Genomic DNA, 25,707 nt, shown 5'->3' on the forward strand with positions numbered 1-25,707 from the left:
CGATGGTACCGGCCGGATTGACCGGCTGGCCATGCTTTCGCACCATCGCGTCCCCTCATTGTCCCGGACCAGCCATGATCGCCCTGATCCAGCGCGTCAGCTCGGCGCGCGTCGACGTAGACGGCAGTACGGTCGGCGCCATAGGCCCGGGCCTGCTGGCCCTGGTTGCGGTACAGCCCGGCGACGGCGAGGCGCAGACGGCACGCATGCTGCAGCGCCTGCTGGGCTATCGCGTGTTCGGCGACGAAGCCGGCCGCATGAACCGTTCGCTGGCCGATACCGCCGGCGGCCTGCTGCTGGTGTCGCAGTTCACCCTGGCCGCCGATACCGATTCGGGCATGCGCCCCAGCTTCACCCGCGCCGCCGCGCCGGCCGAAGCCGAACGCTGGTTCAACAGACTGGTCGAATTGGCCCGGAAAACCCACTCGTCCGGGGTGGAAACCGGGCGTTTCGGTGCCCATATGCAAGTCCACCTGGTCAACGACGGCCCCGTGACCTTCCGCCTCGAAGTTCCCTGAGCGTTCTGTACGCCACAGCACGCTATGCCTGCGAGCCAGGTCCAGGGCCTTCCTTGACAGGCTTCCTATAATTGACAGTCTTTGCCTCCAGCCGAGCCCCCATGGCCATTGAGAACACCACCCAGGACCAGCAGTCCGACCTGAAGCTCCTTATCGTGAAGGGGCGCGAGCAGGGCTACCTGACCTACGCCGAAGTCAACGACCACCTGCCCGACGATATCGTCGATCCGGAACAGATCGAAGACATCATCGGCATGATCAACGGCATGGGCATCGAGGTGCACGAAACCGCACCCGAAGGCGAAATGCTGCCGCAGGACGCTCCCTCTGCCGTCGCCGACGACGAAACCGCGACCGAGGAAGCCGTTGCCATCCTCGCCGCCGTCGATGCCGAAGTCGGCCGCACCACCGACCCCGTGCGCATGTACATGCGCGAAATGGGCACGGTGGAACTGCTTACCCGCGAAGGCGAAATCGCCATCGCCAAGCGCATCGAGGAAGGCCTCAACGCGGTGCAGACCGCGCTGGCCAGCTTCCCCTGGTCGATCCAGCTGCTGATCGAGGAATACGACCAGCACATTGAAGGCAAGCGCCGCCTGTCCGAAGTCATCGCCGGCTTCGCCGACGTGGAAGAACCGCAGCCTGCCATCAGCGAAGAAATGCTCGAGGCCGACGACACGGCCGCGGCGCCCGCCGGCAAGGACGAGGAAGACGAAAGCGCCGAAGGCGAAGAAGCCGGTCCGGGCGAAACCGGTCCCGATCCGCAGGAAGTGGCGCGCCGTCTCGACGAACTGCGCCAGGCCTACGGCAAATTCCAGAAATCCGCGGAAAAGTACGGCCTGGCCGACAAGAAGGCACAGAAGCTGCGCGAGCAGATGGCCGAAGGCTTCCTCAAGCTCAAGCTGCCGGCGATCATGATCGACAGCTTCGTCAAGAAGCTGCGCGATGTTGTCGGAAACATCCGCAACCACGAACGCATCATCATGGACCTCTGCGTCAAGTACGCGAAGATGCCGCGCAAGGATTTCCTGCGCGCCTTCCCGGGCCATGAAATCGACCTCGACTGGACCGAGGAACTGATCCGCAAGAAGCAGAAGTGGTCGTCCGGCGTGCGCGCGCACAAGGACGAGATCGTCGGCGAGCAGGAAAAACTGGTCGGCATCGAGAAGGGCCTGTTCCTGTCCCTGCCCGATATCAAGGAAATCAACCGCGCCATGTCGATCGGCGAGGCCAAGGCCCGCCGCGCCAAGAAGGAAATGGTCGAGGCCAACCTGCGCCTGGTCATCTCCATTGCGAAGAAGTATACGAATCGCGGCTTGCAGTTCCTCGACCTTATCCAGGAAGGCAACATCGGCCTGATGAAGGCCGTGGACAAGTTCGAATACCGCCGCGGCTACAAATTCTCCACTTATGCCACCTGGTGGATCCGCCAGGCCATCACCCGCTCGATCGCCGACCAGGCACGCACCATCCGCATCCCGGTGCACATGATAGAGACGATCAACAAGCTCAATCGCATCAGCCGCCAGATGCTGCAGGAAATGGGCCGCGAGCCCACGCCCGAAGAACTGGCCAAGAAGATGGAGATGCCCGAGGACAAGATCCGCAAGGTCATGAAGATCGCCAAGGAGCCGATCTCCATGGAAACCCCGATCGGCGACGACGAGGATTCCCATCTCGGCGACTTCATCGAAGACACCAACGTGGACTCGCCGGTGGAATCGGCCACCAGCACCGGTCTGTCGGAAACCGTGCGCGACGTGCTCGCCGGCCTGACCCCGCGCGAAGCGAAGGTGTTGCGCATGCGCTTCGGCATCGACATGAACACCGACCACACCCTGGAAGAAGTCGGCAAGCAGTTCGACGTGACTCGCGAGCGCATCCGCCAGATCGAAGCCAAGGCCCTGCGCAAGCTGCGCCACCCCAGTCGTTCGGAACAGCTGCGTTCGTTCCTCGATCTGGAATAAGCAGCATTCTGCACTAGGCGGCACACCACGCCGGTAGTGGCCGAAGTCGTAACCGAAACCCTCCCTGTCAAAGGGGAGGGTTTTTTGTTGGGCGGAGTTGTTCTGCGCCAGCCGCTGCCTTAAGAAGTGGCGCTGCAGTTTGGATGGAATCAACGGCGAGCAAGAGACTGGCCGGAACCCCTCCTTCCCCTTCAAGCGGAAAACCGGGATGGGGATGGTGTTGGCCTCAGCCCTGAAGAAACAAAGCCTTCTTCAAGCGAGCGCCGCTACCGCCCGACTGGAGCGCATGGCAGGCCGAGCCGGGCAGGGACGGCCCCTGCTGCCCAATCACTCGGCACCGAACCCCCTCAAGCCGCCTCGCGTTTTAACGCCACCACGCTTTCCCGTGCCTGCGCCGCCAGCAGCTGCCGGTCCGCAATCTCCACGGTGCGCAGCGGCGCACCTATCGTCACCGTGATCGTGCCCGGCCGCACGCGGAACAGGCCGCCCAGGCTCAGCACCTTGCCCGAGCCCTCGATCGCCACCGGCACCACATCGGCGCCCGAATCCAGCGCAATCTGGAAAGCGCCGCTCTTGAACGGCAAAACCTCGCCATCGTGACTGCGCGTGCCTTCCGGGAACACACACAGCGTCGCGCCGGCCTTCACCAGTTGCGCCGCCTCGCGCATGCGCTTGGTCGCCTCGCGTGCGCTGCTGCGCTCGACAAAGATCATGCCCATGGCCTTGGCATAAGCGCCGACCAGCGGCAATCGGGACAACTCCTGCTTGAGCAGAAACTGCAGCGGCACCGGTATCGCGCGAAACAGCACGCAGATATCCATCATCGACTGGTGATTCGCCACCACAACATGCGGCCGCGTCCAGTCCACCCGGTCCACGCCGCGCACCACCAGCTTCGCCCCCGAGCCCCACAGCAGACCCGGCACCCAGCAGCGCGCCGCCATGCGCAGCGGCAGGCGGCGCTGGCGGGTAACCAGCAGCACCACGAAGGCCACGCCGATCAGGCCCGCCGTCCAGGCCAGGGTAAAAATCAGCTGCAGCATATTGAGCACGGACCAACCCGCGCGCGAGATCCACATTGCACCCTTCCCCTCGATGTCCGCCGCACAGTCTGCCGCAGTGGCGGGACTGGCGACGAATTCCCCATAGCCCTGTAGAATCGCGGGTCCGCGGCCCGGGCTCAAGCCCTGCGCCGCCGTCTCGCCGGGCCTATAGCTCAACGGTTAGAGCAGAGGACTCATAATCCTTTGGTTCACGGTTCAAATCCGTGTGGGCCCACCATTCAAATCGCTTGCGTCGCATGTGCGTGCTTGTGGATGCAAGCAGAGGTTGGCCATCTCGTTTAGCGCACCGTTCTCAACGTCTTCTACCGTTGCCGTAGGAGTGTTGAGTTTCGATGTCTGGCGGTCGCTTCGACCGGTGTTTTGCGGGTCCGCTTGATGCAAGTCACTGTTGCGCTCGGCAGGCTCTGAACCGCCCCGTGTTCCCCGGAGGCTCCATGCGTCAGGGCGGCATCATGAGCGCCGCCGTCGCCTTGAGCCGACCTGAACTCGTCAGCGGATTCGGGGTGCTTGCCGGCCGCATCCTGCCGGAGATCGAATTGCAGCTGGTCAGGCGCGATGCCTCGGACGCGTGTTCGTGCGTTCATCGGTCAATGAAGCGACGACGCCAGGCGCTCCGTCGAATGGGCTCACTGCGCGACCACGGCATCGCACCGGCGATGCCGGTGTATTTCTCCGCAGGGTTCGAACGCGCGATGTCCCAGCAGGCCCGCCGATCGGCGCTGTCTGGTCGACGAACCCTGTCCGTCAATCCATGATGCCAGCTGACCGGCCCGCGCCATCTCAAGGAGAGTAGACATGACGACAACGATCACTGCCGCCGTGGTCCGCACCCACAAGCAGCCCTTCACCATCGAATCGCTGCAGCTGGACGACATCCGGCCAAACGAGGTCCGCGTCCGCCTCGTGGCAACGGGCGTCTGCCATACCGACGCCATAGTGCGCGACGGCATCTATCCCACCCCGTTGCCCGCGGTTCTTGGCCATGAGGGCGCAGGCATCGTCGAACAGGTCGGCGCTGCTGTTCGCACGGTCAAGCCCGGCGATCACGTGGTGATGTCGGCCGCGTACTGCACGTACTGCACGCAGTGCCGGTCGGGGGAAGTGGCGTACTGCGAGAACGTCTTCGCCGAGGATTTCGGTGGTTGCCGGACGTCCGATGGCACTACCGCGCTGTCATCTGCGGACGGCGAAACGATCTCCTCTCATTTCTTCGGCCAGTCGGCATTTGCGACCCATGCGAACGTGGTTGAGAGTTCCATCATTTCTGTCCCCAAGGACGTTCCGCTCGAAGCCGTCGCGTTCTTTGGTTGCGGGATACAGACCGGCGCCGGTGCGATCTTCAACGAGCTGCGCCCGCCGGCAGGTTCGTCGATCGCTGTCTCGGGAACCGGCGCGGTCGGGCTCGCCGCAATCATGGCCGCGCGGATTGCGGGAGCGACCACGATCGTCGCCATCGATCTTCACGAAGCGCGACTGGAACTCGCAAGAGCGCTGGGCGCCACCCATACGGTCAACGCGAGTACCGCCAACACGCTGAACGAGCTAATGCGGGTGACGAAAGGACGCGGGGTCAACTACATCGTCGACACGACGGCCGTGCCGCAGGTACTGACAAAACTCGCGAAGGCGCTGAGCGTCCGCGGCACGCTCGCCCTGGTTGGTGCCGCGAAGCCGGGCACCGAGGCACCGTTCGAAATCGGTCAGTCGCTTGTGCGCGGCTGGACCTTCAAGACGATCGTCCAGGGCAGCTCGGTGCCCCAGGTCTTCATTCCGCGCCTCATCCGACTATGGCAGCAGGGTCATTTTCCGGCGGAAAGGCTTGCAAAGACCTACAGGCTTGATGAGATCAACAAGGCGTTCGAGGATTCCGCCGCAGGCGTCACCATCAAGCCAGTCATCGTTTTCTGACGCGCACCACCGGCGGATCCGCTACATCCCGTATCCGTATCCACCCCTGGTGGGCTCGGTCCTTCGGCGTGCACAGCTGGAGAAGACCCCAGGGCAGATCGGTGAAGATCTCCTCCGCATCGCAGGGTTCGGCGTCATGTCCTGTCTCGTGATCGCCGAACCGGCCACCGTTGCATGCGGTCGCAACGATGTATTCCTGAGCCGCATAGTCCCTATGCGCGCAACATCAAGCAGCGGCGCGGCAAACGCTAACGCTGCTCCATCTCGAGGAACAGTAGTCTTTCCGTGAATTCTTTCGTCCTGCCCGACGGCCATCGTCTTGGCTCGTGAGACAGCGGGTTGCTTTAGTCAGAAATCACGGAAGCGCCGCGGCCGAGAGTCAACAGGCACCGCATGTGTCGTCGCCGGAAAACTCATCCCATCTGAGCACCACATACGATCAGTTATGACCATGTCCTATCTCGACCCAAAACTCGTTTTCGCCTGGCAGGCGGCACATTCCATCGCCCGAGGCTCACCGCCCCCTGTCCACGACCGCGGCGGCTTCCGGGTAGATACCCATTCGGAAAAGGAAACGAAGCGCTGGGTATTCCCGCAGTCCTGCGATGGATTGCGCGCAATCGCCCATGAGATTACGGCTCCGCGACATTATTTGAAGCTGTGCGGCTCTGACGAGGAACTGCGAAGTGCACTGCCAGCTCGCTGGGAAGTTCAGCCGGCGAACTATTTCATGATTGCGGCAGCGGCAACCCTCGATGCAAAGCCTTTGCCGAATGGATACAGGATGGAGCTTCATCAGGCCGGGCCTGTGACTCGCGCCTGCATCATCGCACCGGATGGCGATCTGGCCGCCAGCGGATGCGCGGCGGAAACTGCCGATGTGTTTATCTACGACCGAATCGAAACTGCGCAGAATCACCGGCGGAAAGGGTTGGGTGTCGCGGTGATGATCGCGCTTGGCGCCGCGAGAAAATCCCTTGCAAGCCCGCAGCTTCTGGTTGCGACAGGAGACGGCCGCAGCCTCTATGCGAACCTGGGTTGGACAGCGCTCGCCCCATTCGCTGCTGCAACCATTCCGGAAAGTTGAACAGGCTCAATTTACCGGCGTCACTGCAGTGACGAGCGCGCTGGTCTGGCTGGTAACGGCGGCCTGTACGCACCAGCTTGGCCATCTGCCGACGAAATGCCGTCGGGCACGGCGGCCGGTCTTGTGCAGGCTGGACTGCGTTTCTCAAAAAAATGTGTACCCACGAAAGCGGGGCAACATCGCTACCGCTGCTCCATATCAAGATGCGTCAGATAGAGCCGCACATCGAACTCCAGCTGGTGGTAGTCGGGCTCGATGTGCGTGCATAGCTGGTAGAAGGTTTTGTTGTGCTCGGCTTCCTTCAGGTGTGCCAGCTCATGCACCACGATCATCTTGAGAAATTCGGCGGGCGCATCGCGGAATACGCTGGCGATGCGAATCTCGCGGCTGGTCTTGAGCTTGCTGCCCTGTACCCGGGAGATGGTCGTGTGGGTGCCGAGTGCGTGTTTCATCACCTGCAGCTTGGCGTCGTAGGTCACCTTGCCCAGCGGCACCGATTTTCTCAGGTGCCGGTCTTTGAGCGCTTGTACATAGTCGTACAGCTGGCCGTCGCTGCGCACGGTATGCGGCTGGCCGTACTTTTCGGCCAGCATCGCGCCCAGCCGACCCTGCTCGATGAGTTCATGTACCCGCGTCTGCAGGTGCAGGGGATAGCCGGCGAGGTACTTCAGCGTGTTCATGATCGGCGGGAGGGAGGCGAGCGGGTGGCGGGGACGGCAGGTATGATGGGCCGGAAATCCTCAGCGCGAAACGGCGACAATGGCAAAGGCGAACCCTCTTCAGGAACAGCTGCTCAAGGCGGGCCTGGTCAAGAAGTCCAAATTGGCCGAAGTGGCACGCGAGCAGAACAAGGCCCGGCACTCCAAGGGGCCGCCCGTACCCAACGAAATCCAGCTGGAGGCTGAGCGGTCACGGGCCGAGAAGGTCGAGCGCGACCGCGCGCTTGCTGCGCAGGGCAAGGCACAGGCTCGCATCGCTGAGCTGCGTGCCCAGGCACGGCAGATCATCGAGGACAGGAAAGTGCCGCGCGCGGGCGAGAGCGAGTACCGCTTCAGCGTGGACGGCGCTATCCGCACCTTGCTGGTGAACGACGATCTGCGCAAGAAACTGTCTTCCGGTGTGCTGGTGATCGCACGCCTGGGCGATCGCTTCGAGTTGTTGCCGCGCATGGCCGCCGACAAGGTGCGGGAACGCGACGCCACCATGATCGTGCTCGACCATGGCCAGGGCACGAGTGCCGAGCCCGCGGCTACAACTTCCGAAGACGATGCGTATTACGCCCAGTTCAAGGTGCCTGACGACTTGATCTGGTGACTGCGCCCACGACAAGTAAATTGCTATTTTTCCATTGAAACTATAGTGATTGCTTGCGACTGCCGGGCGAGCCGGTCGTTGCCCGGCCTTCCCGCCCCGGCGCGTAGACCGCCGTCCAGATCACGTGGGTCAAGGCCTCGATCACCGCCGTGACCTGGGCCGGCTTGCGCCCGTGGATCAGCTGGTGGCAGCTGCGTTCGAAGGCCCAGGTGATCACGTCGGCGACTTGTGTGGGCAGGTCGGCCTGCTGCCGGCCGGCCTGTTTCAGGCGCTGCAGGGCGCGCCGGTTCACGTCGACCAGTTGTTCCATCATGGCGCGGAACAGCGCGGCCACTTGTTCGTCGTAGGCCGAGGTCTCGACGATGGCCGCCATCACGGCGTAGTGGCGCAGATAGACGTTGACCACGGCCTTGATGGTTTTCTTCAGTTCTTCCCGCGTCACGGTCTCGGGCGATTGCAGTACCGAGGCCTCGATGATCTCGGCAGTGACGCGGTCCATCAGTCGCGCCACCAGCTCGCCCTTGTCGCGGAAGTGCAGGTAGAAAGTGGCGCGCGAGATGCCGGCTTCGGCCGCGAGCTGTTCGACGCTGACCTGGGTGAAGCTGCTGCCGTTCTGCAGCAGGCGCTGCATGGCTTGCTGCAGGTTTTCTTCCATCGCCGTGCGGCGTTCGCTGCCCCGTTCGCCGGTGCGGCGCGTAACCGATGCCATCGTGCATTCTCCTCGCCGGCCACGGAAACGGCGCGCCGGACGAGGCGCAGTATAGGCCAGTTTGTCTTGACACCGTGTCTAACTGGGCGTATCCCTTGCGGGCCCGATACACAGACCGGCAGGCGGCTTGCAGCCATGAGTGCAGCGCAGAAGTATCGATCCATCTTTCGTCCCGACCTGTTCGCCGGCCAGCACATCCTGGTTACCGGCGGCGGTTCGGGCATAGGCCGCGCGACCGCGCACGAGCTGGCCAGCCTGGGCGCGCAGGTGATCATCAGCGGACGCCGCCAGGAAAAGCTTGACGCAACCGCAGCGGAGATTCGCGAAGACGGCGGCAAGGCTGCCTGCATCGCCTTCGACATCCGCGACGAAGAGGCGGTCAGGCAAGCAGTCGCGGCCATCCTGCGCGAACACGGCAAGCTCGACGGCCTGGTCAACAATGCCGGCGGCCAGTATCCCCAGCCGCTGGAACAGATCGGCAAGAAGGGCTGGGAAGCGGTGGTGGCGAACAACCTCACCGGCGGTTTCCTGGTGGCGCGCGAAGTCTATGTGCAGCACATGAAGCAGCATGGCGGCAGCATGGTGAACATGCTGGCTGACATGTGGGGCGGCATGCCGCTGATGGGGCATTCAGGAGCGGCCCGCGCGGGCATGCTCAATTTCACCGAGACGGCGGCGATCGAATGGGGCGCGGCCGGCGTGCGCGTGAATGCGGTCGCGCCGGGCTATGTGGCCTCGTCGGGGCTGGACAGTTACGACGCCAGCTTCGCCGCTGTCGTCATTCCGCGCCTGAGCCGCATTTCGCCGCTGCAGCGCCTGGCCGAAGAGGCCGAGATTTCCGCGGCCATCGTATTCCTGCTGTCGGAAGCGGCCAGTTTCATCAGCGGCAGCTGCATTCGCATCGACGGCGGCAGCAGCCTCAATCCCAAGGCCTATCCCTTGCCGGCCAGCGACCGCAGCAAGCCGTATCGCGGCTTCCACCGCGCGCAGCGGCCGCGCGTGCTGGGCGATGCGCCATGAATTTCTTGGCTCAATTTCAATCAGCGACGAACGCCAGTCCATGAACAAAGCCATTGTCACCTGCAGTCTTACCGGCGTGCTGACCGATCCGCAGCAGCACCCGGTGCCGGTTACCGCGGCAGAAATGGCGGCATCCGCGCGCGATGCCTACAACGCCGGCGCCAGCATCATGCACGTGCACTTCCGCGACCAGCGTCCGGGCAAGGGCCATCTGCCGACCTGGGATCCGGAAGCGGTCGACGAGATCGCGCAGGCGATACGCGCGGCCTGTCCCGGCGTCATTCTTAATTTTTCCACAGGTACAGTTGGCCCGGACATTGCCGGCCCGCTGGCCTGTCTGGCCCGCAGCAAGCCGGAAATGGCGGCGATGAATGCAGGCTCGCTGAACTACCTGAAGACCACGTCGAAAGGCGAATGGGCCTGGAAGCCGATGCTGTTCGACAATCCGGTGGAAAAGATCGAAGCCTATCTCGCCGCGATGCACGAACACAGCATCGTGCCGGAATGCGAGTGTTTCGACGTGGGCATACTGCGTTCCATCGGCATGTTCCGCCAGGTCGGCCTGCTGCGCGATCCACTGCATGTTTCCCTGGTGATGGGCGTGGCCTCGGGCATGCCGGCCGATCCGGATCTGCTGCAGGTGCTGATGAAATACCTGCCGCAGGGCGCGCGCTGGCAGGGCATCGTGATCGGCCGCGAAGAAGTCTGGCGCGTACACCGCACGGTGGCCGAACTCGGCGGCGACCTGCGTACTGGCGTGGAAGACACGTTCTATCTGCCCGATGGCACGCGCACCACGGGCAACGGTCCGCTGATCGACGCCATCGTCGCACTTGCGCGCGAGTGCGGCCGCGAGATCGCCTCGCCAGCCGAAGCCCGCGCTGCCATTGTCCATTGAGGAAAACGCATGAGCCCTCTGAACGGCAAGACCTTGTTTATCTCCGGCGCATCGCGCGGCATCGGCCTGGCCATCGCCAGGCGCGCCGCACGCGACGGCGCAAATATCGTGATCGCGGCCAAGACATCGGACCCGCATCCAAAACTGCCCGGCACCATCCATAGCGCGGCCGAGGAAATCGTCGCGGCCGGCGGCAAGGCCCTGCCACTGGTCTGTGACATTCGCGACGAGGCGCAGATCGAGGCTGCCGTCGCCCAGGCCGTGGCAACCTTCGGCGGCATCGATATCTGCATCAACAACGCCAGCGCGATCAGCCTGACGCCGACCCTGCACACCGAGCCGAAACGCTACGACCTGATGCACCAGGTCAATTCCCGCGGCACCTTCTTCGTTTCCCGCGCCTGCGTGCCGCACCTGAAGAAAGCGGCGAATCCGCATGTGCTGACCTTGTCGCCGCCGCTGGATCTGTCGCCGAAGTTCTTCGCCGCGCATGCCGCCTATTCGGTGGCGAAGTTTTCCATGAGCCTGTACGCGATGGCGATGGCGGCGGAGTTCAAGGCTGATGGCATCGCTTTCAATACCTTGTGGCCGCGCACCCTGATCGCCACGGTCGCGCTGCAGGCGATTCCAGGCGCCATGCAACTGGTACCGCGGGCGCGCACGCCCGAAATCATGGCCGATGCAGCCTATGCCATCCTGGTGCGCAACAGTCGCGAATTCACGGGCCAGCATTGCATCGACGACATCGTGCTGGCCGAGGCGGGCATCACCGACCTGCGCGGCTACCGCGTCCAGCCCGGCGACGAGGAACTGGAGATCGATCTGTTCGTGCCCGACAACATGCCGCCGCCGGCCGGCATCCTGGTCTGAACGGCGTGCATCGATAGCCTGAGGGAGCTGGCCATGTCTGCCTTCATTTCCACACCGGAACATCTGGCATTGCGCGAAACGGTTGCCCGTTTCGTCGCGCAGGAAATCAATCCGCATGTCGCAGAGTGGGAAGAAGCGCAGCGGTTTCCGGCGCATGCGCTGTTCAAGAAGCTCGGCAATCTGGGCCTGCTCGGCATTACGCGGCCGGTCGACTACGGCGGCGGTGGACTCGATCATTCGTTCGCCGTCGCCTTTGCCGAAGAACTCGGCCGCTCGCGCTGCGGCGGCGTGCCCATGGCCATCGGCGTGCAGTCCGACATGTGTACGCCGGCGCTGGCGCGCTTCGGCAGCGATGCGCTGAAGCGCGAGTTTCTTGCGCCGGCGATTGCCGGCGACACGGTCGGCGCGATCGGCGTGAGCGAGCCGGGCGCGGGCTCCGACGTGGCCGGACTGAAGACTTTCGCGCGCAAGGACGGCGGCGACTACATCATCGACGGCACGAAAATGTGGATTACCAACGGCATGCAGTGCGACTGGATCTGCCTGCTGGCGAATACGTCCGATGCCGCTGCGCACCGCAACAAGTCGTTGATCGTCGTGCCCATGGATAGCCCCGGCGTGGTGCGCGCCAGGAAGCTGCACAAACTGGGGCAATGGTCGTCGGATACGGCGCAGATCTTCTTTGACGGCGTGCGCGTGCCGCAGCGCTATCGCATCGGCGAGGAAGGGCAGGGCTTCGCCATGCAGATGCAGCAGTTCCAGGCAGAGCGCATCTTCGCCGCCGCGGTCAGCCTGAAGTCGATGGAGCAGGCGATCGAGGACACCATCGCCTATACCCGCGAACGGCAGGCCTTCGGCGGCAGCATCCTCGACAACCAGGTCGTGCATTTCCGCCTGGCCGAACTGCAGACCGAAATCGAGGCGCTGCGCGCCCTGGTCTATCGCACGACCGAGCTGTATATCGCCGATCCGGATGCGGCCGAGGTGGTCAAGCTCGGCTCCATGTGCAAGCTCAAGACCGGCCGCCTGGTGCGCGAAGTGGCCGACAGCTGCCTGCAGTACTGGGGCGGCATGGGCTATATGTGGGAAAGCCCGCTGGCGCAGCTGTATCGCGACGCGCGCCTGACCTCCATTGGTGCCGGCGCCGACGAGGTGATGCTGGGCATCATCTGCAAGCTCATGGGCACCTTGCCCGGCAGGAAATAGGTGCCGCCATGACTGCGATCGACTCGCGCATCGACACGGCGGCAGCAGCGTTCCAGCGCAACCGCGATGAAATGCTCGCCTGCCTGGCGCAAGTGCGTGCTGCCGAAGGCAAGGTGCGCGACAGCGAAGCCGAGCGCGCGGCGCAGTTCCGCCAGCGCCGGCAGCTGCTGCCGCGCGAGCGTGTCCGGTTGATGCTCGACCGCGGCTCGCCATTTCTGGAACTTTCCACCTTGGCCGGCTATCGCCAGCACGACGACAAGGACGGTTCGCTGGCCGGTGGCAACACCATTGCCGGCATCGGCTATGTTGCCGGCGTGCGCTGCCTGCTGTCGGCGTCCAACAGCGCGATCAAAGGCGGAACGGTCACGCCCTGGGGCATGCGCAAGAGCCTGCGCATGCAGGAAATCGCGCTGCAGCAGAAACTGCCGCTGCTGTGGATGATCGAGTCCGGTGGCGCGAATCTGCTGTACCAGGCCGAGATGTTCATCGACGGCGGGCGCATCTTCGCCAACCAGGCACGCCTGTCGGCTGCGGGCATTCCGCAGATTGCCGTGGTGCATGGTTCCAGCACGGCGGGTGGTGCGTACATGCCCGGCCTGTCCGACTACGTGGTGATGGTGCGCAGGCAGGCCAAGGTATTCCTGGCCGGCCCGCCCCTGCTGAAGGCGGCAACAGGCGAGATTGCCGACGACGAAACGCTGGGCGGCGCGGACATGCATGGCCGCCACGCCGGTACCTGCGAGTTCCTGGCCGAAGACGATGCCGATGCGATCCGCAGGGCGCGCGACATTGTGGCCAGCCTGGACTGGAATGCCGCACGGCCCACGTTTGCCACAGCCAGCGTGCGCGAACCGCTGTACGACGGCGACGAACTTTGCGGCCTGGTACCGGTGGACTATCGCAAGCCGTACGACTGCCGCGAAGTGATTGCGCGCCTGGTCGATGCCTCGGAATTTCTCGAGTTCAAGGCCGAGTACGACGGCCAGACTGTCTGCGGCCGCGCCACGATCCACGGCATGCCGGTGGGCATCGTCGGCAACAATGGACCGATCACCGTGCACGGCGCCGCCAAGGCCGGCCAGTTCCTGCAGCTGTGCGACCAGGCTGGCATCGCGCTGGTATTTCTGATGAATACGACGGGCTTCATGGTCGGCTCGGAATCCGAGCAGGGCGGTATCGTCAAGCACGGCTCCAAGATGATCCAGGCAGTGGCCAACGTGCGCGTGCCGCGTATCGCCGTGGTGATCGGTGCGAGTTTCGGCGCGGGCAACTACGGCATGTCCGGGCGGGGCTTCGATCCGGACTTCATCTTCGCCTGGCCGAATGCACGCACGGCGGTGATGGGGGGCGAGCAGGCAGCCAAGGTCATGGGCATGGTCGGCCGCGACAAGTTCGCCAAGGCCGGCACGGTGCCCAGCGCAGAAGAGGAAGCGCAGCTGGCGGCGATGGAGGCCGGCATCGTGCAGCAGTTCGAGCGCGATTCGCATCCGCTGGCCGGCACGGCGCGGCTGTACGACGACGGCCTGATCGATCCGCGCGATACGCGGCGCGTGCTGGCGTATACCTTATCCATTTGTCGCGAAGCGCGGGCGCGTGTGCTGCGCCCGAACAGTTTCGGCGTGGCTAGGCTGTAGCCGATGGCGGAGACCGACGCATGAACGACCCGCAGGCCGTCTTCCACAAGGTGCTCATCGCCAACCGCGGCGAAATCGCCGTGCGCATACTGCGCAGCTGCCGCCGCCTGGGCTATCGCACGGTCGCGGTGTATTCGCAGGCCGATCGCGATGCCTTGCACGTGCGCCTGGCCGACGAGTCGGTGTGCATAGGACCGGCTGCGGCACAGCAGTCATATCTGTGCATCGAGGCGATTCTGGCCGCGGCCCGGCAGTGCGGCGCGCAGGCCATCCATCCCGGCTACGGTTTTCTGTCCGAGCGTGCCGAATTCGCGCGCGCCGTCGCGCAGGCTGGCCTGGTGTTTATCGGCCCGGACGCAGCAGCCATCGAGGCCATGGGCGACAAGCCGGCAGCCAAGCAGCGCATGCTCGCCGCCGGCGTGGCCTGCGTGCCCGGTTACCACGGCGAGGTGCAGGACGACGCCGGCTTGACGGCCGCGGCCCTGCAGGTTGGCCTGCCGGTGATGATCAAGGCCGCTGCCGGCGGCGGTGGCAGGGGCATGCGCCTGGTGCACGACGCGCCATCGCTCGGTGCGGCGCTGCAGTCGGCGCGTTCGGAGGCGGCGAATGCGTTCGGCGACGGCCGCCTGCTGATCGAGAAAGCCGTGGTCGATGCGCGCCATATCGAAGTACAGGTATTCGGCGACCGCCACGGTAGCATCGTGCAGCTGGGCGAGCGCGAGTGCTCGGTACAGCGGCGCAACCAGAAAGTGGTCGAGGAAGCGCCCTCGCCGGCGGTCAGCGAGGACCTGCGTGCACGCCTCGGTGCGGCAGCAGTTGCCGCGGCCCGGGCAGTGGACTATGTCGGCGCCGGCACGGTCGAGTTCCTGCTCGCGCCCGACGGCAGTTTTTACTTTCTGGAAATGAATACCCGCCTGCAGGTCGAGCATGCGGTGACCGAGCTGGTCTACGGCGTCGATCTGGTCGAATGGCAGTTGCGTATTGCCCGCGGCGAAGCGCTGCCCTTGACGCAGGCGGAGATTCTTGCGCGCCGCAACGGCTGGGCCATGGAGGTGCGCCTGTGCGCCGAAGATCCGGCACGCGATTTCCTGCCCCAGGCCGGCCCGGTGCTGGCCTGGCGCACGCGGCAGGGCGAAGGCCTGCGCGTCGATCACGCACTGATCGAGGGACAGCACATCGGCCCGTACTACGATTCGCTGCAGGCCAAGCTGGTCGCGCACGGCGCCACTCGCGAGGCGGCGCGGCGCAAGCTGCTGCAGTTGCTGGACGAGACAGTGCTGTTCGGCGTGGCCAGCAATAGCGACCTGCTGGCGGCGATCCTGGCGCATGCGGCTTTTGTCGAAGGCACTATTTCTACACATTTCATCAGCCAGCATTTTCCGGCCCCGGCGATCGGCGCTGCGCGCCGGCCTGGCAGCCGCCACCGCGCGCTGGCTGCGCTGCTGCTGCACGGTCTCGATGCGCAGGCGCTGCAGGCTTCGGCAGGGTTTGCCGCCAGCCTGGCTGGCTGGCATAGCTCGCCCGGCGATGCGACGGCGCTGCGCCTGGGCCACGATGGCGGCGAAACCCGCTGCCGCCTGCGCCGTGAGTCCGATGGCAGCCATGTCGTCGAGCTGGCGGGCGAGGACACGTGCAGCGAGTCGCTGAAGCTGGTGCAGCTTGGCCAGGGCGATGCGTGGTTCGAGGCGGCTGGCGTGCGCCGCCACGCGGCCTTTGCGCGCGACTGCACGCGGCTGTGGTTGGCCCTGGACGGACTGACCCTGTGCTACGAAGACCTGACGTATGCACCCGCAGCGAGCGCCGAGGCGGCGGGCGACGGCCGCCTGCTGGCGCCGATGGACGGCAGGATCGTCGCGCTGAATACGCGGGCCGGCGCCGCCGTGGGCAAAGGCGACGTCGTCGCCGTTCTCGAAGCGATGAAGATGGAGTTTTCCATCGTCGCCGGCAGCGACGGCGTGGTGCTGCAGCTCGCCTGTGTGCTGGGCCAGCAGGTCAAGGCGCGGCAATTGCTGGTCGCGATACAGCCGCGCTGAGCGGTGGTTGCGGCACGCCTCAGGGCTTGTCGCGCAGGGCCAGGCCCGCGCCGGTCTTTACCCGTTCCAGCGTCACATGCGTGGTGAAACTGCGCACGTTCGTGTCGTCGAGCAGGGTGCGCCGCGTAAACGCGTCATAGGCTTCCATATCGCTGACCAGCACGATCAGCACGAAATCGCTTTGCCCGGTCACGTAGTAGCACTGCTGCACTTCGGCGGCGGCGAGCATCTTGCGGCGAAAACGTTCCAGGTCGGCGGCGCTTTCCCGCTCCAGGTCGACCATGACGACGCAGGTCACTGCCAGCCCCAGCGGGCGCGGCTCCAGCTCGGCCACTTCGCGCCGGATCACGCCGCTGTCGCGCAAGCGCTTCAGGCGGCGCTGCACCGCCGCGACGGACAGGCCGATCTCGTCGGCAATGGTTTTGGCCGGCAGGCGTGTATCGGCCTGCCAGCGCTGCAGGATGCGGTAATCGAAGGAGTCGAGTTCGGTGCTGTCGTCGTTGTGCATGGCGTGCGGTTCGAATGCGGCTTGGGCGCATCGCCGCGGCCCTGAATGCGGCCTGGCGACGACGCTGCGCGCATAGGCTACGGCATCCGCGACGAGGACGAGACATGCCCGGCCCAGATCCGACCCTGCTGCCCATACTGACCGACGGCGACGCGCGCCTGCGCCAGCCTGCCAGCCCGGTCGAGGCCATCGACCGCGATGTGATCGCCGTGGTCGACGCCCTGGCCGCCTGCCTGCGCGCGTATCGCGCCGAATATGGCCATGGCCGAGGCATCGCCGCACCGCAGCTGGGCATTGCGCGGCGCATCGTGGTGCTGGACCTGGGCGCGGGACCGCTGGCCCTGATCAATCCACAGGTCGTCTGGCGCGACGAACAGATCTTCACCCTGTGGGATGACTGCTTCAGCCTGCCGGGCCAGCTGGTGCGCGTGCGCCGGCATCGCTCGGTCTCGATCGAATACCGCGATCTTGCCTATCGCCTGCGGCGCTGGGAACGCCTGCCGCAGGATCTGTCCGAACTGGTACAGCACGAACTCGATCACCTCGACGGCGTGCTGATGAGCGACCGCGCCGAAGGTGCGCAAGCGATCCGCAGCGCACACGAGCGCGCCGCGCTGGTGGATGCGGCACGGTCGCAGCATCGCCTGTCGCTGCACGGTATCGCCGCGGCCGCACAGGGCATAGATCCGGCTTTTCTGCACAGCCCGCAGTACGTCTGCGAGCCGCTGGCAGAATTGCTGAAGTGTGAACTTACACTCAAAGTGGAAACTATGAACCCGCTGCGCAGCTTCAAGGGCCGCGGTGCCGACTGGTACCTGGCGCAGCGCCTGGCGCGCGGCGAGCACGGCGCACTGGTCTGTGCCAGTGCCGGCAATTTCGGCCAGGCGCTGGCTTATGCCTGCCGCAAGCGCGGCACGGAACTGAGCGTATATGCCGCGACCAGCGCCAGTCCGCTCAAGCTCGAACGTATGCGTGCGCTGGGGGCGCGAGTGCATCTGCACGGTGCCGATTTCGATGCGGCCAAGGCAGCGGCGCGCGTGCATGCGGCGCGAAGCGGCGAGCAACTGGTCGAGGATGGTCTGGAGCCGGCGATCAGCGAAGGCGCCGGCTCCATCGCGGTGGAGCTGCTGGCCGACGATCCGGCGCTGGATGCCATCGTGATTCCACTCGGCAACGGCGCGTTGCTCAACGGCATGGCGCGCTGGAGCAAGGCGCGCGCACCGGCCACGCGCATCGTCGGCGTAGTCAGTGCCGGCGCCAACGCGATGGCACGGAGCTGGCGCGCCGGACGCGGCGCCGCCTGCATCGTCGGCGAGCGCGTAGCCACCATCGCCGACGGCATTGCCGTGCGCGTGCCGATTGCCGAAGCGGTGGACGATATGCACGGACTGGTCGACGCTGTTGTCGAGGTCGACGATGCCGCGCTGATTGCCGCGATGCGCCTGGCGCAACAGCACGCGGGCATCGTGCTCGAACCGGCCGGCGCGGCCGGTCTGGCCGCTATTCATGCCTTGCGGCAGGAATTTGCCGGAAAGCGCGTCGCGGCCGTGCTCTGCGGCAGCAATATCACGCAGGAACAATTCCATACCTGGCTTTGTAAACCCTAAGGAGAAACACATGATCGACCACGTCGAACTGCTCGTCGCCGATGCGGCGCAGTCCACGCTTTTTTTTGCCGGTGCACTCGCGCCATTGGGTTATGCCCTGCACGTGCAAGGTGCCAGCAACGGTTTCGGCAGCAGCATGGAGGCACTGGATTTCTGGCTCAAACCCGGCGGCCCGTCCGCACCGCGGCCGCATGTCGCGTTCAACTGCAGCGACCGCGCCACGGTCGACGCGGCATATGCCGCCGCGCTCGCCAGCGGTGGCCGCGAGAACGGTGCGCCGGCGCTGCTGGAGCGTATCCATCCGAACTACTATGCCGGCTTCGTGCAGGATCCTGACGGGCACAATATCGAGTTTGTCTGTCATCGGGCAGGCTGATCGCTGCGGATGGGCCGATCAGCGCGTGATAGTTCCGTCACCACCTGAGCGCTTTGTAGACAACAGTGCGATGTGACAGCTTGGAAAAGAAGCGAAGGCAAGTTTTGCGCAGATGGCGCTGGCGTATGGCCGGACGTGCGCGGCATGCTGTCGGGCGCTTCCGGATCGACTGTTGCGAATCACATCCGACGGCAATGCTGCCGCACGGTTCCCCTGTCTAGAGTTATCCGGAGTATTTCCCGATGAAATTGCATTGCGCGCTCGCCCTCGCTTTCGCCGCCTTCCTGCCGCTCGCCGCTTCCGCGGCGGGGCCGGCCAACAAGACCGACCGTTCCGAAAAGGCCGTGCCCGCGGCCGAAGCCGGCAGCAGTTCGCTGGTCTGCTATTTCCAGAAAGGCACCGACACGACCTGGTACTGGGGCCTGACCTCGGCCTCGGCCTGGTATTCGCTGCCGGGCAATTTCCAGACCACGCCCTATACCAAGCTGGAGAAATTCTTCTCCACAGCCAGCCAGGGCGACATCACCAGCGCCTGCGCCAACTCGGCCACGTACTACGGCCTGGTCGGCTACAACCTGCTGGCGGCTTTCGCCGCGACCAAGAAAGCCGGCTACAACTATCCGATCGTGATCAACAACGTCGAGCTGTATCCGCAGTACTGATGGCGTAGTCTGGGCAGGCCGCAACAGCGGCCTGCCCACTGTCGCGACATTGGGCGGCACGGTCTGGCGCTGGACAGGCTTTCCCGATTGCGGCAGTCTGCGCACCGCAGGCGCGACTCCTTCTCTCACTCTTCCGCCTGCTTTCTGATGTCCCCGCGTCTTACTCGTGGCGAGTATTGGCTACTCGCCAAAGCGGTCGAGCACAATCTTCCCTTGTGGATCCTGAAGCTTCCTGAAGGTCCTCCCTGGAACAACAACACCATCGACGAAGTGATGAACTGTTGTGGCCATGGCATGGGCAGGCCGGAGCTGGAACGGACCTTGAAACGGCTGGTCGATCGAGGCTGGGCGCGCCTCAGTCGCGTATTTGGCAATGCCGACGAATGCATTCCCGCCGACAGAGCTACCTTCCAGTTTGCATTTGCTAGCAAAGTGGAACTGAGGCAGACGGTGCATCTGCTGCTGACGCCGCAGGGTGGTGCAGCGTGGGAACAGTTCGCGCGACCGAGCTGGGCCGACTATATCTCCGACGAATATGACTTCGGCGAGGACAAGGTCCATCAACGTTGCGTCGTGGCGACAGATCAGGTGCGCCTGAAACGTTACTTACAAGCGGTGCGCGAAGAGGACGAGGTCGAGCCGGGTTCGGAAGTTTATGCAGAAACGGCAGACTGGCAGCCGATTTACTGGAAGCCGCCGTTTGCCGGCGTCGAATGCCGCTTTCGTTATCGCGATCGCGAACAACCTATAACGACGCACTACACCCATCAGGCCAGCCAGCGGCTGCGTAAGCACTGGTGCGAGTGGCTCTGAACCGCTGACACACACAACCGGCCGCCTTGCGCGGCCGGTTGTTTTCAAACCTTCAACGGTTCTGCTTCGCCCAGATCGGCTGTACCGACGCCATCACCTGCTCGCATTTCAGGGAGCAGCTGCCGCGTGCCTGTACAGCGCATTCGTGATCTTTCAGTTCGCAGGCTTCGGTGCAGCGGTCGTCGCCCTTGGCGCATTTCGCCAGGCATTCCTTGAGCTGTGGCGCGCAGCCGGTCTTGGCCAGGCATTCGTCGCAGTCGGTGGCCAGCAGCGGAGCCGAGGCAAAGGCGAGCAGGAAAGTGAGTAGCAGGCGCATAAGGTCTCCTCGGCGCGGTCGGCGGACGGACGTGTCCGCTTCAGGGTGAAGGCGCAGCGGGCGAATCTTCGCTCACCGGAGGCGCGATTATCCAGCGCGCCGGCTGCCTGGCGGAGCCGCTTTGGCCGCTGTTCCGACCAGCCCCCCTTTCGGCCCGACAGGCGTATCCGTGTCCCGTCGGCTCACAACGGTACAGTCCGCTTCGGTGGGCTGAACAAGCGGCGGCCGTGATCTTCGGGTCCACCCCTCCCAGCTTGCCTGGCTTCTGCTTGTGCAATGCAGCATAGCGTGGCGGAGGTGGCACTCGGTGTTGCGGCGGGCCGGGCCAGCGCCGATATAGGCCGGCAGGCCTAGTGCCGGACGTTGAATTTGTATCGACATTTTCAAACGGCTGCAGGTATTTGCGCAGCACCGTCAGTGTGGCCGGTTGTTTTTCGCCTGCAGGTGCGCCAGGCCGCGCCCTGGGCTGGCTGGGGCGCCGGCTCAATAGGCCGGCAACTCAGCCACTTAGAAAAAATATACCGGTAATGTTCCATATGCACATTGCATTCGCTCGTGGATTGTTTAACGATCGAAAGGCTTCAGCGCCTGTTTCCCGGGGGGGAGAGGATCGTCATGGTTGCCGTCGGCAGCTCGAATTGATGGATGCCTGCAAGCAACACTGAGCGGACCTCGCAGGGGCTGTGGCGATCACCCACAGTTCTTCTTGGAGGAAGAAGTTCATGAATCGTCTTGTCTTATCCGGCCTTCGCATGAAGCGCCCGGCGAGCTCGGCTGCGCGTTGGCTGCGCCCCCTGCTCTTGGGTCTGCTCGCTGCTTCGGCTTCCGTGCATGCCATCCAGCCCGAGTCCGAGTTCGACCCCAAGCCCAAGCTGACGCGTGCGTTCCTGGCGCCGGAGCTGCAGGTGCAGGCCGAACTTTCGGATACCGTTATCCTGAGCGAACGCTCAAGCAACTATCCCGCCGCGACCAATTTCCTGCGCCGCCATCCCGGCACCTGGGAAATGCGCTGGGACCGCCGCGCCGACCGGCCCAACCTGATCCAGGGTTCCGGCGTGCCGCTGATCCCTGGCCGCGGCAATTCGCTGAGCACGGCCTCGCTGGGCCTGCGTTCCGGCGAAATTGTCGACATGGCCGTCGTTGAGGCCCGCCTGCTCGATTTCATCGCCGAGAACAGCGATCTGCTCAAGACCGACGGCCTGGAATTCCAGCTCGATCCCGAGGGCAGCGTCGCCTACGGCGAAGGCAATACGCACTGGTTCATTGAACTGGCGCAATCCAAGAACGGCGTGAAGGTGCAGGGCGCCAATCTTTTCTTCCGTATTTCCAATGGCAACATTGTGCAATTCGGCAGCAACCTGGTTGCGCCGGTGCAGGCAGATACGATTCCGGTGTCGCGTCCGGTCAAGGCCTTCGATCTGGCCTTCGCCGAGCTGGCCTTCCCTGCCGGTACCCAGGTCACCGAATGGCTGGAACAGGGCGAGCTGCAGCTGCTGCCGTTTGCCGCTGACGGCAAGTCTGCCGGCGAAGGCTTCTCCGGTGCTGACGGCAGCGGTTATGCGCACCGCCTGGCCTGGCATTTCCTGTTCCGCGTGAACGGCGATGCGACCACCTACGACCTGCGCGTGGACGCCAAGACCAACCGCGTGATCGAAGTGCGCAACTTCAACCGCAACGTGAACGCGGTCGTCGACGGCGGCATCTTCGAAACCGTCAACACGCTGCCGGAAGTGATCCGGCCCATGCCGTTCGCGGCAGTGACCAACGGCACGGCCAAGGTCACCGACGCACTGGGCATCTATGACTACAGCGGCGGCGCGGCTTCGGTCACGCTCGACGGCAAGTTCTTCAAGATGACCGACACCTGCGGTTCGATCAGCCTGAGCAACTCCACCGACGGCAACCTGCACCTGGGTACCGATACCGGTACCGACTGCGGTGCGGCCGGCGGTGCCGGCGGCAACGGCAATACGCGTGCCTCGCGCAACGGCTTCTACTACCTGACCAAGATCAACCGCAAGGCAGTCACCTTCCTGCCCAGCAACAGCTGGATCGCGAGCAAGGTGACTGCCAACATGAACGTAAATCAGGTCTGTAACGCGACCTGGAACGGCACGGCGGCGAATTTCTATAAGTCGGGCACTTCCGGCACCACGGCCTGTGCCAATACCGGCGAAATCCCTGGCGTGTTCCTGCACGAGTGGGGCCATGGCATGGACCAGAACAGCGGCGGCGCGGCCGGCGAATACGGCTCCGGCGAAGCGGTGGGCGATACCTTCGCTTTCCTCGAAACCAAGGACTCGTGCATCGGCGACGGCTTCTACAGCGCTGGCACGGCCTGCTACAACTGCGCTAGCACCTGTTCGGGCGTGCGCGACGTGGGGGCGTTCAGCACACTGGGCGCGGCCGTGGTGGCCAAGCCGTCCAACGTGACGGCCGACGCCAGCACCAATTGCGATCGCTGGGCCTGTCCGTATCTGGCCAACGGCATTTCGCCGTACCAGGGCCCGATGGGCTATGAAGGCCATTGCGAGTCGTATATCGCCGGTTCGGCCAACTGGGATCTGGCCCAGGCGCTGGTGTCGGTGCATGGTTCCACGGCGGGCTGGGCGCAGATGGACAAGATCTGGTACGCCAGCCTGACGCCGAGCAAGAGTGCCTACCAGGTCACTGCCGGCGGCAAATGCAATGCAGCGGCGACGGTGAACGGCTGCGGTGCGAACAACTGGTATACGGTCTACCTCGCTGCCGACGACAACGACGGCAACCTGGCCAACGGCACGCCGAATGCCTGCCGCATCTGGGATGCGTTCAATGCCCACGGCATCGCCTGCGGCACGCGTCCCACCTGTTCTGGCGGTGGCACCAATGTTCCGCCGGTGGCGAACTTCACCTCCAGCAGCAGCGGCCTGACGGTGAGCTTCACCGACGCCTCGACCGACAGCGACGGCACGATTGCCTCGCGCGCCTGGAACTTCGGCGACGGCGGCACCTCGACGGCGACCAATCCGAGCCGTACCTATGCCGCGGCTGGCACCTATACGGTCACGCTGACGGTGACCGACAACGGCGGTGCCACGAATACCAAGACCGCTTCGGTGACCGTATCCAGCGGTAGCAATGTGCCGCCGGTGGCGAACTTTACGTCCAGCACCAGCGGCTTGACCGCCAGTTTCACCGACAGCTCTACCGACAGCGACGGCACGATTGCCTCGCGCGCCTGGAACTTCGGCGACGGCGGCACCTCGACCGCGACCAACCCGACACGCACCTACGCGGCAGCCGGCACCTATTCGGTCACGCTGACGGTGACCGACAACAGCGGCGCGACCAATACCAAGAGCGCATCGGTGACGGTCACGGCGCCCTCGGGCAACGTGCTGACGAATGGTGTTGCGCTGACCGGCCAGACGGGCGCGACCGGCTCCAGCACTTTCTACACGATGGTCGTGCCGGCTGGCGCGAGCAATCTGAAGTTCGTCACCAGCGGCGGCACCGGCGATGCAGACCTGTACGCACGCTTCGGCTCGCAGCCGACGACGACGACCAACGATTGCCGTTCCGAAGGCAGCAGCAATGCCGAAACCTGCACCATCGCCACGGCGCAGGCCGGTACCTATTACGTGCTGGTCAGCGGCTATGCGGCGTATTCGGGCCTGAGCATCACCGGAAGCTATACCACCGGTGGCGGCACGGTACAGACGTATACCAATACCACCGACTACGCGATCACCGACAACACCACGGTGGACAGCCCGATCGTGGTATCCGGCCGTAGTGGCAACGCGCCCAGCAATGCCTCGGTGACGGTGGCGATCGTGCACACCTACCAGGGCGACCTGAAGGTCGACCTGGTGGCGCCGGACGGCACGCTGTACAACATCCACAACCGCACCGGTGCGGGCACCGACAACATCAACAAGACGGTGACCCTGAACCTGTCGAGCGAACTGCTCAACGGCACCTGGAACCTGCGCGTCAACGACAACGGCCCCGGCGATACGGGCAAGATCGACAGCTGGAGTATTACGTTCTGACGGCTTCGCGCAGCCGCGGTGATTCGCCGCTGCTGCTGCTGTGAACGAAAAGCCCCGGCGCGTGCCGGGGCTTTTTTTGTGGACGGATTCATAGTTTGAAAGCGATACGCAATGGGTACGCGTGCATTGCTGCAGTGCGAGAAAAAGCGGCACTGCAGCACGCTTTGAACGAATCGGCGAAATTTCAAACGACTGTTCGTGACTGGAAAGTGCACGAGTTTCCGAATGCCGATTTGCGCAAGCCGCGGCCCGACCGCCGGGCAGACAGTCCCGCCACCGCCGATGGCAGCGTGTAAGTCACTCAAAGTGAACGTCTATACCCTGCCGATTGTTTTTCTCGTTGCAATACGCATGCAGCTTCACTAAGCATCGACTGGCTTCGGCTCCTGTTTCCCGGGGGGGAGAGGATCGTCAAGGTTGCCCGCTGGCAGCTCTATGGATTGATGCCTGCAAGCAGCGTTGAGCGGATCCCGCAGGAACTGTGGCGTTCACCCACAGTAATTTCTTGGAGGGAGAGGTCCAATGAATCGTTTTGTCTTGTCTGGCCTTCGTCAGAAGCGCCCGGCCGGTATCGCCGCGCGCTGGCTGCAGCCGCTGCTACTGGGTCTGCTTGCCGCATCCGCATCTGTCCACGCCATCCAGCCCGATCTGGGCACCAGCAAACCCAAGCTTTCGCGTGCGTTCCTGGCACCCGAGCTGCAGGTACAGCCCGAACTCGAAGCCAGCGTCGTGCTCGGCGAGCGCAGCAGCAGCCATCCGGCCGCGCAGAATTTCCTCAGCCGTCATCCCGGCACCTGGGAAATGCGCTGGGACCGCCGCGCCGACCGGCCCAACCTGATCCAGGGTTCCGGCGTGCCGCTGATCCCTGGCCGCGGCAATTCGCTGAGCACGGCCTCGCTGGGCCTGCGTTCCGGCGAAACCGTCGACATGGCCGTCGTTGAGGCCCGCCTGCTCGATTTCATCGCCGAGAACAGCGATCTGCTCAAGACCGACGGGCTGGAATTCCAGCTCGATCCGCAGGGCAGCGTCGCCTACGGCGAAGGCAATACCCACTGGTTCATCGAGCTGGCCCAGTCCAAGAACGGCGTCAAGGTCAAGGGTGCCAATCTTTTCTTCCGTATTTCCAATGGCAACATTGTGCAATTCGGCAGCAACCTGGT

24 protein-coding genes and 1 tRNA gene are annotated in these 25,707 nt (G+C 64.3%); 20 read left to right on the top strand and 5 right to left on the bottom strand.

The window, feature by feature from the left end:
- Positions 1-74: 74 nt before the first annotated feature.
- Positions 75-518, top strand: a complete 444-nt coding sequence (gene dtd, locus DFR29_RS14665) for a D-aminoacyl-tRNA deacylase (RefSeq protein ID WP_133819367.1) — start codon at positions 75-77, stop codon at positions 516-518.
- 101 nt (positions 519-619) lie between these two features.
- Positions 620-2,485, top strand: coding sequence for an RNA polymerase sigma factor RpoD (gene rpoD, locus DFR29_RS14670; protein WP_133819368.1), 1,866 nt, complete (start codon positions 620-622; stop codon positions 2,483-2,485).
- Positions 2,486-2,832: 347 nt separating this feature from the next.
- On the opposite strand, the gene DFR29_RS14675 is transcribed toward rpoD, so the two are convergent.
- Positions 2,833-3,564 (bottom strand): lysophospholipid acyltransferase family protein, encoded by a 732-nt coding sequence (locus DFR29_RS14675; RefSeq protein WP_133819369.1) that lies wholly within the window; start codon positions 3,562-3,564, stop codon positions 2,833-2,835.
- A 126-nt stretch (positions 3,565-3,690) separates the two neighbouring features.
- Between DFR29_RS14675 and DFR29_RS14680 the strand changes: the two genes are divergently transcribed.
- From DFR29_RS14680 to DFR29_RS14695, 4 genes are all read left to right on the top strand, one after another.
- A tRNA-Ile gene (locus DFR29_RS14680) sits at positions 3,691-3,766 on the top strand.
- 217 nt (positions 3,767-3,983) lie between these two features.
- Positions 3,984-4,304, top strand: coding sequence for an alpha/beta hydrolase (locus tag DFR29_RS29670; protein WP_208113600.1), 321 nt, complete (start codon positions 3,984-3,986; stop codon positions 4,302-4,304).
- A gap of 40 nt (positions 4,305-4,344) precedes the next feature.
- Positions 4,345-5,457, top strand: a complete 1,113-nt coding sequence (locus DFR29_RS14690; RefSeq protein ID WP_133819370.1) for an NAD(P)-dependent alcohol dehydrogenase — start codon at positions 4,345-4,347, stop codon at positions 5,455-5,457.
- Positions 5,458-5,908: 451 nt separating this feature from the next.
- Positions 5,909-6,544, top strand: a complete 636-nt coding sequence (locus DFR29_RS14695; RefSeq protein ID WP_133819371.1) for a GNAT family N-acetyltransferase — start codon at positions 5,909-5,911, stop codon at positions 6,542-6,544.
- Between the two features lie 182 nt (positions 6,545-6,726).
- Here the strand turns inward: DFR29_RS14695 and DFR29_RS14700 are convergent, their stop codons facing one another.
- Positions 6,727-7,224 (bottom strand): M48 metallopeptidase family protein, encoded by a 498-nt coding sequence (locus tag DFR29_RS14700; protein WP_133819372.1) that lies wholly within the window; start codon positions 7,222-7,224, stop codon positions 6,727-6,729.
- A 79-nt stretch (positions 7,225-7,303) separates the two neighbouring features.
- Here DFR29_RS14700 and DFR29_RS14705 point away from each other — a divergent pair, with 79 nt between their 5' ends.
- On the top strand, positions 7,304-7,858 hold the full coding sequence (locus tag DFR29_RS14705; RefSeq protein ID WP_133819373.1) for a DUF2058 domain-containing protein: 555 nt from the start codon (positions 7,304-7,306) through the stop codon (positions 7,856-7,858).
- Positions 7,859-7,898: 40 nt separating this feature from the next.
- Here DFR29_RS14705 and DFR29_RS14710 read toward each other — a convergent pair whose 3' ends face one another.
- Positions 7,899-8,567, bottom strand: a complete 669-nt coding sequence (locus DFR29_RS14710; RefSeq protein WP_133819374.1) for a TetR/AcrR family transcriptional regulator — start codon at positions 8,565-8,567, stop codon at positions 7,899-7,901.
- A gap of 135 nt (positions 8,568-8,702) precedes the next feature.
- Here DFR29_RS14710 and DFR29_RS14715 point away from each other — a divergent pair, with 135 nt between their 5' ends.
- The 6 genes from DFR29_RS14715 to DFR29_RS14740 are packed head-to-tail and all read left to right on the top strand — an operon-like array spanning position 8,703 to position 16,228.
- Entirely contained in the window at positions 8,703-9,587 is an 885-nt protein-coding gene (locus tag DFR29_RS14715; RefSeq protein WP_133819375.1) for an SDR family oxidoreductase, read from the top strand.
- Between the two features lie 40 nt (positions 9,588-9,627).
- Positions 9,628-10,485 carry a beta-keto acid cleavage family enzyme gene (locus DFR29_RS14720; protein WP_133819376.1) on the top strand — a complete coding sequence of 286 codons (858 nt, stop codon included), beginning with the start codon at positions 9,628-9,630 and terminating at the stop codon, positions 10,483-10,485.
- Between the two features lie 9 nt (positions 10,486-10,494).
- Positions 10,495-11,355: an SDR family oxidoreductase gene (locus tag DFR29_RS14725; RefSeq protein WP_133819377.1), complete on the top strand. Its 861-nt coding sequence runs from the start codon at positions 10,495-10,497 to the stop codon at positions 11,353-11,355.
- Between the two features lie 33 nt (positions 11,356-11,388).
- A complete protein-coding gene (locus DFR29_RS14730) occupies positions 11,389-12,561 on the top strand; it encodes an acyl-CoA dehydrogenase family protein (protein WP_133819378.1) in 1,173 nt (390 codons plus the stop codon).
- Between the two features lie 8 nt (positions 12,562-12,569).
- On the top strand, positions 12,570-14,195 hold the full coding sequence (locus DFR29_RS14735) for an acyl-CoA carboxylase subunit beta (RefSeq protein WP_133819379.1): 1,626 nt from the start codon (positions 12,570-12,572) through the stop codon (positions 14,193-14,195).
- Positions 14,196-14,215: 20 nt separating this feature from the next.
- Positions 14,216-16,228, top strand: a complete 2,013-nt coding sequence (locus DFR29_RS14740; protein WP_133819380.1) for an acetyl/propionyl/methylcrotonyl-CoA carboxylase subunit alpha — start codon at positions 14,216-14,218, stop codon at positions 16,226-16,228.
- Between the two features lie 19 nt (positions 16,229-16,247).
- On the opposite strand, the gene DFR29_RS14745 is transcribed toward DFR29_RS14740, so the two are convergent.
- Positions 16,248-16,736 carry an Lrp/AsnC family transcriptional regulator gene (locus DFR29_RS14745; protein ID WP_133819381.1) on the bottom strand — a complete coding sequence of 163 codons (489 nt, stop codon included), beginning with the start codon at positions 16,734-16,736 and terminating at the stop codon, positions 16,248-16,250.
- 104 nt (positions 16,737-16,840) lie between these two features.
- Here DFR29_RS14745 and DFR29_RS14750 point away from each other — a divergent pair, with 104 nt between their 5' ends.
- The 4 genes from DFR29_RS14750 to DFR29_RS14765 all read left to right on the top strand — a co-directional run bounded on the left by DFR29_RS14750 (position 16,841) and on the right by DFR29_RS14765 (position 20,194).
- Complete coding sequence (locus DFR29_RS14750; RefSeq protein WP_166654101.1) at positions 16,841-18,343, top strand: pyridoxal-phosphate dependent enzyme; 1,503 nt, start codon at positions 16,841-16,843, stop codon at positions 18,341-18,343.
- 10 nt (positions 18,344-18,353) lie between these two features.
- The gene (locus tag DFR29_RS14755) at positions 18,354-18,719 is read left to right on the top strand and encodes a VOC family protein (protein WP_133819383.1); all 366 of its coding nucleotides are present in this window, start codon (positions 18,354-18,356) and stop codon (positions 18,717-18,719) included.
- A 242-nt stretch (positions 18,720-18,961) separates the two neighbouring features.
- The gene (locus DFR29_RS14760; protein ID WP_133819384.1) at positions 18,962-19,381 is read left to right on the top strand and encodes a hypothetical protein; all 420 of its coding nucleotides are present in this window, start codon (positions 18,962-18,964) and stop codon (positions 19,379-19,381) included.
- Positions 19,382-19,528: 147 nt separating this feature from the next.
- Positions 19,529-20,194 (top strand): hypothetical protein, encoded by a 666-nt coding sequence (locus DFR29_RS14765; protein ID WP_133819385.1) that lies wholly within the window; start codon positions 19,529-19,531, stop codon positions 20,192-20,194.
- Positions 20,195-20,246: 52 nt separating this feature from the next.
- Here DFR29_RS14765 and DFR29_RS14770 read toward each other — a convergent pair whose 3' ends face one another.
- Positions 20,247-20,510, bottom strand: coding sequence for a hypothetical protein (locus tag DFR29_RS14770; RefSeq protein ID WP_133819386.1), 264 nt, complete (start codon positions 20,508-20,510; stop codon positions 20,247-20,249).
- Positions 20,511-21,232: 722 nt separating this feature from the next.
- Here DFR29_RS14770 and DFR29_RS14775 point away from each other — a divergent pair.
- The 3 genes from DFR29_RS14775 to DFR29_RS29205 all read left to right on the top strand — a co-directional run.
- Positions 21,233-24,547 (top strand): PKD domain-containing protein, encoded by a 3,315-nt coding sequence (locus tag DFR29_RS14775; RefSeq protein ID WP_133819387.1) that lies wholly within the window; start codon positions 21,233-21,235, stop codon positions 24,545-24,547.
- Between the two features lie 95 nt (positions 24,548-24,642).
- Entirely contained in the window at positions 24,643-24,843 is a 201-nt protein-coding gene (locus DFR29_RS14780; RefSeq protein WP_133819388.1) for a hypothetical protein, read from the top strand.
- A 226-nt stretch (positions 24,844-25,069) separates the two neighbouring features.
- The coding region (locus DFR29_RS29205) for a hypothetical protein (RefSeq protein WP_166654102.1) at positions 25,070-25,707 on the top strand (638 nt) is incomplete at its 3' end.

This window comes from Tahibacter aquaticus (assembly GCF_004363655.1).
Taxonomy (GTDB): Bacteria; Pseudomonadota; Gammaproteobacteria; order Xanthomonadales; family Rhodanobacteraceae; genus Tahibacter; species Tahibacter aquaticus.